14 protein-coding genes are annotated in these 13030 nt (G+C 50.2%); 7 read left to right on the forward strand and 7 right to left on the reverse strand.

What is annotated here, in order from left to right:
• Window positions 1–142 precede the first annotated feature (142 nt).
• The 4 genes from HPY30_05445 to HPY30_05460 form a co-directional block, all read right to left on the reverse strand.
• A protein-coding gene (locus HPY30_05445; GenBank protein ID QYZ65475.1) for an IS3 family transposase occupies window positions 143–1308 on the reverse strand; the annotation gives its coding sequence in 2 pieces (ribosomal slippage) (window positions 143–1047 and window positions 1047–1308; 1167 coding nt in all).
• Window positions 1309–1436: 128 nt separating this feature from the next.
• Entirely contained in the window at window positions 1437–2216 is a 780-nt protein-coding gene (locus HPY30_05450) for a DUF1036 domain-containing protein (protein ID QYZ65476.1), read from the reverse strand.
• A gap of 12 nt (window positions 2217–2228) precedes the next feature.
• Complete coding sequence (locus tag HPY30_05455; GenBank protein QYZ65477.1) at window positions 2229–2675, reverse strand: DNA-binding protein VF530; 447 nt, start codon at window positions 2673–2675, stop codon at window positions 2229–2231.
• A gap of 185 nt (window positions 2676–2860) precedes the next feature.
• Window positions 2861–3529, reverse strand: a complete 669-nt coding sequence (locus HPY30_05460; GenBank protein QYZ65478.1) for a transposase — start codon at window positions 3527–3529, stop codon at window positions 2861–2863.
• Window positions 3530–3915: 386 nt separating this feature from the next.
• On the opposite strand from HPY30_05460, the gene HPY30_05465 reads away from it, so the two are divergent.
• Window positions 3916–5115 (forward strand): hypothetical protein, encoded by a 1200-nt coding sequence (locus HPY30_05465; GenBank protein ID QYZ65479.1) that lies wholly within the window; start codon window positions 3916–3918, stop codon window positions 5113–5115.
• 501 nt (window positions 5116–5616) lie between these two features.
• Entirely contained in the window at window positions 5617–7005 is a 1389-nt protein-coding gene (locus tag HPY30_05470; protein QYZ65480.1) for an IS4 family transposase, read from the forward strand.
• A gap of 36 nt (window positions 7006–7041) precedes the next feature.
• On the opposite strand, the gene HPY30_05475 is transcribed toward HPY30_05470, so the two are convergent.
• Window positions 7042–7317, reverse strand: a complete 276-nt coding sequence (locus tag HPY30_05475; protein ID QYZ65481.1) for a hypothetical protein — start codon at window positions 7315–7317, stop codon at window positions 7042–7044.
• A 146-nt stretch (window positions 7318–7463) separates the two neighbouring features.
• Window positions 7464–7628 (reverse strand): hypothetical protein, encoded by a 165-nt coding sequence (locus tag HPY30_05480; GenBank protein ID QYZ65482.1) that lies wholly within the window; start codon window positions 7626–7628, stop codon window positions 7464–7466.
• Between the two features lie 414 nt (window positions 7629–8042).
• On the opposite strand from HPY30_05480, the gene HPY30_05485 reads away from it, so the two are divergent.
• Window positions 8043–8480 carry an Hsp20/alpha crystallin family protein gene (locus tag HPY30_05485; GenBank protein ID QYZ65483.1) on the forward strand — a complete coding sequence of 146 codons (438 nt, stop codon included), beginning with the start codon at window positions 8043–8045 and terminating at the stop codon, window positions 8478–8480.
• Window positions 8481–8513: 33 nt separating this feature from the next.
• Here the strand turns inward: HPY30_05485 and rsmI are convergent, their stop codons facing one another.
• Window positions 8514–9362, reverse strand: a complete 849-nt coding sequence (gene rsmI, locus HPY30_05490) for a 16S rRNA (cytidine(1402)-2'-O)-methyltransferase (protein ID QYZ65484.1) — start codon at window positions 9360–9362, stop codon at window positions 8514–8516.
• A gap of 63 nt (window positions 9363–9425) precedes the next feature.
• Here rsmI and HPY30_05495 point away from each other — a divergent pair, with 63 nt between their 5' ends.
• Genes HPY30_05495 through HPY30_05510 form a run of 4 tightly spaced genes read left to right on the forward strand, consistent with a single transcriptional unit; the run spans window position 9426 to window position 12999 of the window.
• Complete coding sequence (locus HPY30_05495; GenBank protein ID QYZ65485.1) at window positions 9426–11441, forward strand: penicillin-binding protein activator; 2016 nt, start codon at window positions 9426–9428, stop codon at window positions 11439–11441.
• Window positions 11438–11800: a YraN family protein gene (locus HPY30_05500; protein ID QYZ65486.1), complete on the forward strand. Its 363-nt coding sequence runs from the start codon at window positions 11438–11440 to the stop codon at window positions 11798–11800. Before HPY30_05495 ends, HPY30_05500 begins: the two co-directional genes overlap by 4 nt.
• A gap of 22 nt (window positions 11801–11822) precedes the next feature.
• The gene (locus HPY30_05505; protein QYZ65487.1) at window positions 11823–12413 is read left to right on the forward strand and encodes a phosphoheptose isomerase; all 591 of its coding nucleotides are present in this window, start codon (window positions 11823–11825) and stop codon (window positions 12411–12413) included.
• A gap of 1 nt (window position 12414) precedes the next feature.
• The gene (locus tag HPY30_05510) at window positions 12415–12999 is read left to right on the forward strand and encodes a BON domain-containing protein (protein QYZ65488.1); all 585 of its coding nucleotides are present in this window, start codon (window positions 12415–12417) and stop codon (window positions 12997–12999) included.
• Window positions 13000–13030: the final 31 nt, after the last annotated feature.

A 13030-nucleotide genomic window follows, 5' to 3' on the forward strand; every position in this document is an offset into this window, starting at 1 on the left:
TTGGCTATGCTCTCCTGACGTATCCAACACGCCAAGCTCTTGGTGCAGGTTTTAGGGTTATTCTACAGCCTCAACGCCAGCCATAGCTGGACGCAAAAAGCAGAGCGAAGCGTGACGTGGTCAAGGATTTTGTTACACCCAGTTAAGCCGCTTTTTTCTGCGCCATCATTTGCTGCTCAAAATCATTCGGACTCATATAATCCAGGTATGAATGCAGCCGCGTACTATTATAAAACATGGAAATATATTCCAATATGTCCTGCTGGGCTTCGTAACGTGTCTGGTAGCTTCTCCAATGCACCCGTTCCTGCTTGAGGCTGCCAAAGAAGCTTTCCACTACAGCATTATCCCAGCAGTCACCCTTCCTGCTCATACTGCCATTGATATCATGGGCTTTGAGTAACCGCCGAAAAGCCTTGCTGGCATATTGAGAACCACGATCTGAGTGGTGAATCAATCCGCCCTTCGGTCGACGTCGCCAGATCGCCATTTGCAATGCATCACAGACCAGCTTTGCCTTCATCCGGGAACTCATGCTCCAGCCGACCACTTTACGTGAATACAGGTCTATCACTACCGCCAGGTATAACCAGCCTTCCTGGGTCCATACATAAGTCACGTCCGCCGCATAGACATGATCGGGCTGGGCCACAGCAAACTCTCGCTTGAGCAGGTTGTTAAAAACCGACTGCTGGTGGTTACTGTTTGTCGTAACCTTATATTTCCTGCGCTGACGCGCCTGTACATTGGCTTCACGCATTAACTTCCTTGCCTTATTCCGACTCACCGGATAGCCCAGGACATTCAAGGCTTTTTTCATTCTGCGACTGCCATAAGTGTAGTCTGAACTCTTGGCGATATCCTCAACCCACTCCAGCATCTCCTGATGTATTCGGTCTGGCCTGTTACCCAAGCCCCTTTGATACTGGTAGTAACCATTACGACTCACACCCAAAACCTGACATTGCAAGCTGATTGGATAGGCATTCTTATGCTGGGTGATGAACGAATATTTCACTTCGTTTCTGCTGCAAAGAATACCGTTGCTTTTTTTAAGATTTCTTTCTCCATCTCAAGGCGTTTAACCTGAGCCTTGAGCTTCCTGATTTCTTCCTGTTCAGAACTCAACTTGCCATTGCCTCGAAATGCCTGCCCATCTTCTGCCTGATGTTCTTTCACCAAGCGCCCCAGCATTTGGGCATTGATGCCCAGACTGTTTGCTGCTTCCCTTCGAGTATATTCCTGCTCAAGAACCAGACTGACCGCGTCTAGCTTGAATTCCTTCGAATATTTCTTTCGTTCTTTCATTTTTCTACCTCAGTTAAGTCAATGATGCTTAACTGGGGTGTACCTGTCCATTGGACCACGTCAGCGAGTTAGCTCCAATCCATGTTGGTTTGAATTTAATTTCTACTTTTTTGCCTTAGCAATTATCGCTAGTTACAGGTTAGAACAATATTTGTATCCCCATCCATATCTTCTCCAGTTCGCATTCCATATTTTTTCAAACCGATATAAAAATAATTGTCATCCACCCCCCAATAAATATTGCTGGCATCAGAGCTTTCAGCATAGTAATAATATCTAGAATCTCTAGTTTTAATATCCTTTAGGTAGGAAGACTCAAATGCTTTAAAGCTGTACCATGCCTCAGTATTCCATTCACCTTTAAGATCTTTAATTCGAATTGCAAATTTAATTGGATGTTTGCATTTGTTTTCGACATTTATACCGAACCCAAAATTCAAAAACTTCTCACTATCCCATAATTTGTAGTGTTCATTTAAATGATCTTTATTTTTTCCAGGGCATTTGTCGGCACTAAAACTAACTCTATTGAATGCATATTCTTTTATATTAAGATATTTTCCTTCAGTATTAGAAAACTTATTCCAATAAACAAGTTCAGTTTTTCCTGAATTTAAGCTATCGATTTTATAGTAATATGACCCTATTCCCATAATTCGGGTAACACTATTGCTAGACTTAGGGTAGGTCTGAATTTCGATATCTTTAACCTCGCATTGTGTGTCATTTATTAGTATTAATCCCTTTTCCATTTGTGAAAATTTTAGATTTTCACCTTCAATGGATTCCCATAAATCATTCTTTGTTAATGAAAAACAAGTTGATGAATTAAATAGAATAAAAATAGTTATGATAAGTAGATTTAAGTGCATTGTACTAGACATCCTTTTTTGGTTGTTGTTAGGCATCTATTCGTTCCGTCATCGCTTGGATTTATTTTTCCAGTTCGCCCATGGATCGATATTCTTTCCCGAGCGCTGTTTAGTCCACTGCTCTCGCTCAGCTGACTTATTTGCACGCTTTTCGCGCAATCGATCAGCATCTTCTAAGCTCAGTTCTTTAGGATCACCCGGCGCCTGATTTTCCGGAATAATCCGCTCCCTTGGAGGCAATGAAAACTGTTCAGAAGACGCTCGAGGTAAGTTTTTAAACTCATACAAATAGAAGACTTCAACTTTTTCACGCGCCCAGTCCGTTTTTTTTAAAAACTTAACACTGGAATCAATGCTTGGATTGGTCTTAAAACAATTGATATTTAAATAGGCAAAGAGTATCTCAAAACCATACTGATCCACTATTTCGATCAACAAGCTTTTCAAACCAACACCGTGTAAGGGGTTGTTCTTATAATTGATCTCATTGCTCATGCTGATGTCAGCTCAAATGGAGTGAATAGCGATATTATACCCGTAACAGCATAGATAAAATGTAGCACCACATTTTTTGGTATGGCACGAATAATATTGAATGATTTCAATTTAGCTATCAACAAACTGTCCTCTGCGCCCTCACTTTCTTAATGCCGTCACCGGAAGTTCTGGGGACACAATATTTAATTATCCTCATCACCGCATTTAGGCCCAGGCCTCTTCTTTTTCAATTCTCTGTTTAATAAGCGTTCGGCTTTTTCGATAAATCGGTCAGTACCCAATGGCCTTCCTGTTCGTTCGTGTCGCTCAAATTCTCCGCTTTTAAACGCCTGAGCATCTTTTAAATAGGCTTTCCAGTCGCCTGTTAATTTCAGGAGATTTTCTGGCTGGATGATTCCCTTGCTATCTTTTCCCGACAGATGGGCATGGACGCTGCTCCAGCGATAATCCCAAGCTTTTTTCACCATACCTGCTTTGACAGGGTTCAGTTCTACATAAGCTACTGCTTTAAGCAACCAGCTTTTGTCCATGGGGTAGGAGGCAAAGCGACCTTGCCAGAGGTAGCCTTTCCAGTTCTCCCGGAAGTTGATCATACGGGTATAGCGACGATGTATTTCTCCGACGGCTTTGCCTAGGTTTGATTGCCTGCTTGGTTTAACAATGAGATGGACATGGTTGGTCATCAGGCAATAGGCCCAGATTTCTATTCGCTCTTGTTTACACCACGCTGTAAGCAGCTCAAGGTATTGCTCGTAATCACTGTCTCTAAAAAACACATCCTGACGCCGGTTACCACGCTGAGTGATGTGGTGAGGATAGCCGGGTAGGACGACTCTTGCTAGTCTGGCCATAATGCAAGCATAGCACAATTAAGTATTGTGTCCCTAGAATTTCCGTTGACTGATGGTGAACACTTGGGCTAATAATCAACACTCGTGATGCGTTGAGAAATCAGGTGTTCACGTTCATCCAGAATCGGTATTCATCTTCACCAGAATACGCATCCGTACCACTTCCGGTGCTTGATGATGAGGTATAGTATAACCTGATCACGAAAAACGTGGTGCGTCCCTTATTTAATAACTTTACCGTCGTATGACGGTAATCGGCAGAACGGCCGATCAATCCGGCTTTTAGCCGCAACCCGACGCCACCGGCTTTAGCCGGTGAAGTATTCACGAGCTATAGAAGAAGTAGATAACCTCAAAATATCCTAACTATTACAGAGAGTGCCGTGATGAAGATTTGTGTTGCCCAGTTTGTACTGATTTTTCTGTCTACTCTCACGTTGAATCAAGCGTTTGCCTATGATCGGACGGACGATGAATTGCATGAGGCAGGAGTGCTGTTGGCTTTCAAGCTGAGCAAATCAGGTAATCCATTATTCTTTAGACAGTCGGTCACGATTAACGGAAAGAAGCTAATTTTTGATTCTTATAATCTAGCTGAAGGGAGAAGTGATTGGATGAATCGGATCTTCCGTTTTTGTGGGTACGAGGGGGAGGCAATAGATCCAAAGGAATATTTCAATCACGGTGAACCAAATCATTTCCAACCGAACGTAGTAAAAGGGGATACGCTTGAAGGCGAGGTACATTTTTCTGATTATTTTCTGAGTGAGACGCCTGTCCGTGGCCCCGAGTGGGACGAGAAGAATTATGGGGGCACAATTGGGTCGCCGACATACAGGGAGGAAATAAAGTGGAGAGGATGCGTCTATGGAAGCCCAGAAATTCACGCGTTTGAAATCATAAAAAAATATATGAAAGTTGATGATTATTCTGTAGTGGCAGAAGTGATTCTAGCAAGAGGACAGATGGTGGATCAAAAGATAAACGGACCACTGTTAATAACACTGGAAGAGCCTGGCAATATACATTTTTTTGAAGATGGATCGTATTATGTGGATTCTGAAACAAGGCATGCGTTACTTGGTAGGATGAAAGACGACCGTAAGGTTGGAAAGTGGTATTTGATTGAGAGTAAATTGGATATCACGGAACCCGAGCAGGTATGGAATCTCAGCGATGATGATGTTCGTGTTCAGATATATGAATACCTTGCGAATGCTCAAGGAGGGCTGGATCTGATTGTTCCCCATAATGACGTGTACACTCCAGCTATGTTAGGGGTTGCTTTGCTTGGTGCCTATCTTGCGACCGATATGATATCTGATGACATGGATAAGGGGTTATTCAAAAAACTTTTAGGTTGCGGAGGCCAATTTCTTATAGGTTCATACATAGATAGCCCGGCTTTTTCCTCTGCAGCACAAGAAGCGGTTCGTGCTGTATCGAGTAACGATAAGATTAGTGCGGAGCATGTAGCTGCTGGTTATGTCGCCGAGCAACTGAAACGCTTCTTACGTGAAAACGGCAATCATGACGCCGCAAACGCAATACAGGTAGCCGAAGTCACAGCATGCCTAATGAAGTAGAGGGATTTTGAGCACGTAGGGCGTAATAACAGAATGGCATTGGGCCGTATGCCTGAAAGCCCAGCACCGTGGTGTCAGTCTGAGTGAAGACCGCCTAGTTCCGCAGCAGCTTTGACTTTTTTGTTGTGCCCGGATAAAGGATCTGACGATCAAAAGCCACAGGGATCATTTTCATCTGATCGTAGTTGTAGTCCTTGTACCTGGCCATGATCCGATTCCTTTAGCCTTATAGCGTGTCCCATATTTTACCGGTTTTTGGGGTTTTTCTACAGCCTCAACGTTTACATAACCTGACCGCTGTGAACAACAGGGGACAGACCACGGTTTCAGGGTAGTTATGGGGACACAATACTTAATTATCCTCATCGCTGCATTTAGGCCCAGGCCTGAATGGCACTTACTTAAGAACTAACATATTGATATAACAATAAAAAAAGGCTGGTTCAGGTGATAAGATGCAAATCGCCAAACCCACACCAATCAATTCAGGAACCAGCCTTAATGCATCCTAGCCAACGCGTCCGTATACATCAACAAAAACGTATCAGTGCCCACGCTGCAAACAGCGACTCCTATGAGTTCTTCAACCTGCTGACCGCCCCGGAATTCCTGGATAAAGTGGAATCATTACTACCTGACCACCGGGAACGCCTGTTTCCCCCAACTGAGACGCTATCGATGTTTCTGGCACAGGCAATGAGTGCCGATCGCTCTTGTCAGAGCGTGGTAGATGATGCAGCAATCAAACGATTGATGGGGGGACTCTCAGCCTGTAGCACCCATACGGGTGCATACTGCAGGGCACGGAAACGGCTACCAATGGAAATGGTTTCTACATTGGCTCGTTACACTGGACGCATGATGACCGAGTCCACCCCGGAGACTTGGCACTGGCGAGGACGGCCTGTCAGGTTAGTGGATGGGGCAACCGTTGCATTGCCTGATACAACGGACAATCAGGAAGCCTATCCTCAGCCACGTAGTCAAAAACCTGGTTTGGGTTTTCCTCTTTGCCGCTTTGTCAGCATCATTTGCCTTGCCAGTGGTGCAGTACTTGATACAGCCATGGGACCTTGCCGGGGAAAGGGAAGCGATGAGCAGTCATTGCTTAGATCAATGCTGGATACCCTGGAAGCGGGTGACATCCTATTAGGGGATGCCTTTTTCGCAACCTATTTCCTGTTGTGTGCATTGCAGGAAAAAGGCATGGATGGTGTTTTCGAACAACATGGTGCACGGAGACGTAGTACGGATTTTCGCCGTGGTCAGCGACTGGGGCAGCGTGACCACTTGATAGAACTGCATAAGCCAAAGAAAAAGCCCGACTGGATGAGCCGGGAAGCGTACGACCAGGCACCAGACACACTGAACGTGCGGGAGCTGCATATCGGCGGAAAAACTTTAGTGACAACGCTGCTTTGTTCGAAGCAAACAAGCAAAACAGCCCTGAAAACACTCTATCATGATCGCTGGCAGATCGAGTTGGATCTGCGTAACATCAAGACCACCCTGGGTATGGAGATATTGAGTTGTCGCACTCCGGCTATGGCGGAAAAAGAGATCTGGATCTATCTGTTGGCCTATAACCTAATCAGACTTTTGATGGCTCAGGCAGCTCTGTTGGCCGACCTGATACCCCGCCAACTCAGCTTCAAGCACACCTTGCAGTTGTGGCTTTCCTGGAGGCGGGGCGATCCTGGAAATTACGATGATGAAAAACTTGGCCGCTTGTTCATCCTAATTGCACAACAGCAAGTCGGGAAGCGACCAGGACGCATTGAACCGAGGGCACTCAAGCGACGAGCGAAATCCTTTCCTCTACTTGTCAAACCCAGGCATGCAGCGAGGGAGGAAGTCAGGATAAATGGACATCCCAAGAAGCTTAAGTAAGTGCCATTTGGCCCAGGCCTCTTCTTTTTCAATTCTCTATTTAAGTAAGCGTTCGGCTTTTTCGATAAAACGGTCAGTGCCAAATGGCCTTCCTGTTCGTTCGTGCCACTCAAGTTTTCCGCTTCTAAACGCCTGCGCTTCTTTTAAATAGGCTTTCCAGTCGCCTGTTAATTTCAGGAGATTTTCTGGCTGAATGATTCCCTGGCTACCTTTTCCCGACAGATGGGCATGGACGCTGCTCCAGCGATAGTCCCAAGCATTTTTCACCATACCTGCTTTGACAGGGTTCAGTTCTACATAGAGCCTGCTCATTTATCCGGCCTCTGCTGGTTGTAACGAATTACGCCACCAACCGGAAGCATCCACATCCACCTAAACTGTAGCCATCTATTTGTCATCCGATATAGGGCGAAAATAGCTACGGCAACCACACTTTTACAAAGCCAAAAAATGATCCTCTACAGGATCAGCAGTTTCATCACCAGGAAGATACTACGGAACTGGATGACCCCGTCCGTCATCAACAGCAGACGTGGGTTGCTGATGGCGGTTCGGTGGGCATAGCGGGCCAGATAATCAAGCTCCTGTTTCGGTTCACTCAGGCCCGGGCGACTATAGACCACTCAGTCGTTTGGGATCAGCCCAAACGGCCTTTAGGGTCTCACAGACTGAAAAGTGACCACGAGATCCACGGACGAAAGGCAATGCTCACCGACCAGCTACAGGCTTTCTATGATATTGCTTGCACCATCCATGTTGTTTTTCCTTCTGGGTAGGTCTCCTGAATGCACATCATCAGCAAGCACCTGGGTCGTAAGAAATACATCGCAACAATACTCCGTCAGATGAGGTATTTCGCGGCGTGAACGCCACTCCTACCGAATCATGGCAATGAGATTCCGCGAATTAATATATTTCTTAAAACATTATTATTATCAATAAGATAAATAATAATACCACCCAGAGCATTCTTGAAAAAAACCTGTTTCGGACCCATTATTAAAGTAGGACAGGGTAAACCTGAAGAGGAGGTCATTATGAACATCGCACGATATGATCCCTGGCAGATGATGGACGAATGGCGTCGGGATATGGACCGCCCCCTCACCTCACGCGATCGGGATGATATATCCCATGTGGTTGGCGGCGACTGGGTGCCGGCGGTCGACATCAAGGAAAAGGATGATCGGTATGTACTGCATGCGGATATCCCGGGTGTGGCACCGGAGGATATCGAAGTCACCATGGAGAATGGCGTTCTGAGTATCCGGGGCGAACGAAAATTCGAGAAGACGGAGGAGAAGGAGAACTACAAGCGTGTCGAACGCGCTCGCGGTGTTTTCTATCGCCGTTTTACACTCCCGGATCACACCGACCTGGAAGGCATTAAGGCCACCGGAGACAATGGTGTGCTCGAGGTCATCATTCCCAAAACGCCCATCACATCGCCGAAGCGGATCGAGGTGAACCACTAGGCGAATGGAAGGGCCGGCAACGGCCCTTCTGCATTAAGAATCCTGTTTCCAGGCGAGCGCCTGTTGGTAGAGGGCGTTCTTTTTCTCACCGGTGATCTTCGCTGCCAGTGCAGCAGCCTGCTTTAAGGGCAGTTCATCCAGCAGCACCTTGAGCACCTGTTCGGTTTCCACAGTCTTTTGATCAGACTGCCCTCTCCCCGCCCCCTGCACCAGGACGACAAACTCGCCCTTCTGCTGATTGGGATCTTCCGCGACGATTTCGATCAGCTCATCGAGTCGCCCGCGTAACAGGGTCTCATGCACCTTGGTCAACTCGCGGGCCACCACTGACTCCCGCGCTGCACCAAACACCTCGGCCATATCCTTGAGAGCAGAGAGTATCCGGTGGCTCGATTCATAGAATACCAGGGTGGCGCTCTCGGCCACCAGATCCTGAAGCCAACGTTGACGGGCAGATGATTGCCGGGGCGGAAACCCGGCAAAGAGAAAGCGGTCTGTGGGCAAACCCGCCACGGAAAGCGCGCATGTCGCCGCGCTGACCCCAGGCACAGGCACTACCAGGATGCCCAGGCGACCCGCCTCCCGCACCAGCGGAAAACCGGGGTCACTGATCAGCGGCGTACCCGCATCCGAGACCAGCGCGAGGGATTGTCCCTCCTCCAACTGCCGCAGCAATCGCCCCATCACCTCCCGCTCGTTATGTTCGTGCAGGGCCACCATTTGCGTAGAGATACCGTAGTGTCTGAGCAGGGGACGGGTGTGCCTTGTGTCCTCCGCCGCAATGAGATCCACCGTCTCCAATACCCTGACGGCACGCACAGAAAAATCATCGAGATTGCCGATTGGGGTGGCAACAACGTAAAGTACGCCCTTTGACAACATAGATACCTATTTAACAGGAGCTGGCCGGATTCCCATCCTGCACACCCGGCCGAGACCATGCAAGTGATTCAACGTATTTCGCCGCTACTGCTGACCCTCTCCCTGCTGCTTCTGTTCCAGGGCTGCACTGCACCAGTCACAAAACCCGATGTCGAACCTGAAAAGGAAGCGGTCATCCTGCGGCAGCAGGCCGATAGCCTCATCGAAGCTAAATCGTTTGCCGCAGCGGCTGTGCTGATCGAGTCACTGGCCCGCGACAGCCTTCCCCCCCGGCGGGAGGATCTGCTGCTGGAGGCGGCGGAGGCCTGGGCCAAGGCAGGTAATTGGGAAAAGAGTGAATCCCTGACCAATGAGATCCGCAGCCCCGGCAGCGATGCAGAGTTCATCCTGCGGCTGCGTATGCTGCAGGCAGAAAGACTGTTGCAACTGGGCCAGGTCGATCAGGCACTGGACCTGATGCAACCTCCCCCAGGTCCAGAAAGCTCTCTCGGTCTGCGCCAGCGGTTTCACCAAAACGTTGCGGAGAGTTTTCGCCTCGTGGGCAATCTTCTTGAGAGTGCCCGGGAGCTGGGCGAACTCGATATGTTATTGCTCGACCCCGAGCGCCGCCTGAAGAATCAGGCCATGCTGATTCAGACCCTCTCCGCCATGACTGATACTGCACTGGCACTGCTGCAGCCGGATCCACCAGGCACCTTGGGCGGCTGGATGGACCTTGCCCGGATCGTCAAGAACCGTGGCGACGACCCGGCCGTTGTCGAGACACGATTGGATGCCTGGCGGGAGGAGTACCAAAACCATCCCGCCCTCCCGTCACTGCTTGTCGGCTATTTCGATCAGGACAAGTCTCTGCTTGAACAGGTCAGTCACATCGCAATACTTCTGCCCCGTACCGGCCCTTACGCCAAAGTGGCTGCCGCCGCGCGCGACGGGTTCATGTCGGCCTGGTATCAGCGGCCGGCAAATAACCGTCCTGAACTGCGTTTTTATGACAGCAGCGACCCCACCAAGATCATCGATACCTATCAGCTGGCAATCGACCAAGGCGCAAAAACGGCGGTCGGACCGATCAGCAAGGCGGCGCTCAAGGCCCTGCTGCAAATGGAAAACTTCGAGATCCCGCTGCTTGCCCTCAACCGGACAAACGGCGAGCCCCATCCATCCACAAACTTCTACCAGTTTGGCCTCTCGCCAGAGGATGAAGCTGAGCAGATAGCCGAACGCGCCTGGCTCGATGGTTTCGGCAACGCCTTGGTACTGACACCAACGGGAAGCTGGGGCGACCGGATCTATGAAAGCTTTCGGGAACGTTGGGAATCACTTGGCGGCCGGACAGTCGAACAGCAGTCCTACATCGCCAAGGAGAACGATTTCTCCACTCCCATCCGAAAACTGCTCAATATCGATGAGAGCAACGCCCGCAAGCAGGCAGTACAACAGGTGCTGGGGGAGTCTTTGGAATACGAGCCGAGGCGCCGGGCAGATGCCGACTTCATCTTCCTCGCCGCCCGCCCACAAAATGCACGACAACTGCGTCCTCAACTGCAGTTCCACCATGCAGGGGATCTGCCGGTCTATGCCACCTCCCACATCTTCAGCGGCAAACAGGCGCAGGAGAAAGACAAGGATATCGGCAAGATCAAATTTGTCGACATTCCCTGGCTGTTGGAAGATGACCATCAGCAACCCCTGTCGCGCAGCAATCTGGCGAAGCTTCTGCCGGGGGTGGAAGAGCGTTATACCCGGCTCTACGCCATGGGCATTGATGCCTTCAATCTGCTGCCCCACCTGCATCAGTTGAGTGATCAACCTGGACTCACACAGGACGGCAAAACCGGCAACCTCTACATCGATACCTCCAACCGCCTGCATCGCCAGCTCGCCTGGGCTGAAATGGCGGATGGCAAAGTCAGGATAAGCGGCTTCGCTCCCCGCATGGAGGTGCCGGAAAACACACCATCCTCTAATCAGCCAATCCAGGGTTTACCTGACGAATCCACTACAATCACGACGGACAACCTGCCTCAAGAGACGGTTGAAACCTCCGTTACCCCAAGCATGGCCCCACAGAGGCCATGAGAAAGGCCAGCCATCTGTGCAAGGGCGAACTGGCGGAAACCCTTGCCTGCAGTCATTTGCAGCAGACAGGGCTGCAACTTGTCGAGAAGAACTACCGTTGCAAGGGAGGAGAGATCGACCTCATCATGCGGGATGGGGAGAGTCTGGTATTTGTCGAGGTGCGATTCCGCAAGAGCAGCAGTTTTGGCTCGGCGGCCGAGTCGGTCACGGCGAGCAAGCAGCGCAAGCTGATCACTGCAGCCAGCCACTATCTGCAACGGCAACGCAACTCATGGCCCTGCCGCTTCGACGTGGTGGGCATCACCGGCGAACGCGACCCCAATATTGAATGGATCAAGGACGCCTTCCAGAGCGCCTGATCTACAGGTAGTCTATAGAACCATGGAACTGAACGACCGAATCAAACAGATTTTTGACCAGAGCATCCAGGCCAAAATTGAGGCGATGCCGCTGCTGGTCGATCCGATTGCCGGCGCCGCAGAGCTTATCGTGGCTCAGTTATTGGAGGGCGGCAAAATATTGAGCTGCGGCAACGGCGGCTCCGCCGGAGATGCCCAGCACTTCTCATCCGAAATGCTCAACCGTTTTGAACGGGAGCGCCCCGGCCTGCCAGCCATCGCCCTTACCACTGACACCTCGACCCTCACATCGATCGCCAACGACTACAGTTACGAACGGGTCTTCGCACGACAGATCGAGGCACTGGGTCAGCCTGGCGATCTACTGCTGGCGATATCCACCAGTGGCAATTCGAACAACGTCAGTGCGGCCATCGAAGCAGCCCATGAACGGGAGATGGCTGTCATCGCCCTGACCGGCAAAGAAGGTGGGGAGGCGGCGAAACTCCTGGTGCCTGGCGATGTCGAAATTCGCGTACCGTCGGGCTCAACCGCCCGCATTCAGGAAGTTCACCTTCTGGTTATACATTGCCTGTGTGATCTGGTGGACCAACAGCTATTGGGAAGTGAATAAAATGCAGCAATCAAAATCGATCATCCTCGCCATCGTTCTGCTCACCGGTTCGCTACTGCAAGGCTGCGCCGCTGTCATCGTCGGCGGCGCGGCCACCACAGCCAGTGTGGCCCATGATCGCCGCACTGCCGGTGTCATCGTGGAAGATCAATCCATCGAACTAAAAGCGATGGAGCGACTCGGCAGCGATGACTATCTCAACGAACACAGCAAAATCAGCGTCACCAGTTATAACATGGTGCTGCTGCTCACCGGCCAGGCCGAGACAGATGCGCTCCGTGCCAAGGCGGAGCAGACGGTAAAAAGCGTTGAACGCGTCCGCCGGGTGGTCAATGAGCTGGAGATCGGTACCGCAGCCTCCATTGGGGAGCGGACCCGCGACTCGGCCCTCACCACCGAGGTGAAATTCAAGCTGACCAGTGTCGACCTGCCCGATTTTGATACCCTGCGGGTCAAGGTCGTCACGGAGCGCGGCGTTGTCTTTCTGATGGGACTCCTCACCCAGGCCGAAGGCGATGCAGTGACCGATCTGGTCCGGCACATCAGCGGGGTTCGCCGGGTGGTGCGGGTTTTCGAGTACATCTAGATTGAACCCAGGTTGAACACCTCATCACTGC

The organism is Gammaproteobacteria bacterium (ex Lamellibrachia satsuma) (assembly GCA_019623805.1).
Lineage (GTDB): Bacteria > Pseudomonadota > Gammaproteobacteria > Chromatiales > Chromatiaceae > QGON01.